At 64.3% G+C, this 249-nt stretch carries 1 protein-coding gene; it reads right to left on the bottom strand.

The annotated features are described in order from the left end of the window. Positions 1–143 (bottom strand): metal-sensitive transcriptional regulator (locus ABY44_RS07740; RefSeq protein ID WP_431641056.1); only part of this gene is annotated, 143 nt, incomplete at its 3' end. Positions 144–249 lie beyond the last annotated feature (106 nt).

Below are 249 nucleotides of genomic sequence, written 5' to 3'. Positions count from 1 at the left end.
TCCAGCGAGCGCTGGATGGCGCGGGACTGCGTGATGATGTCCATGCAGTACTCCTCGTTCTCGATCATCCGCGCGACGCCGCGCATCTGGCCCTCGAGGATGCTGGTGCGGTGCAGAGCACGCTTCTTGATGTCTTCGATCACCCCTTGAGGGTACTCGTCCGTCGAGGCGGACGGCTGTCTGAGCACCGAGACACCGCACCTGCGCCGTCGGCACCGCGACGACGACGGCGTGAAAGGATGACGTCAT

This window comes from Burkholderia sp. ZZQ-2 (assembly GCF_050768715.1).
GTDB classification, from domain to species: domain Bacteria; phylum Pseudomonadota; class Gammaproteobacteria; order Burkholderiales; family Burkholderiaceae; genus Burkholderia; species Burkholderia cepacia.
This window is presented reverse-complemented; position numbering and strand designations above follow the sequence as displayed.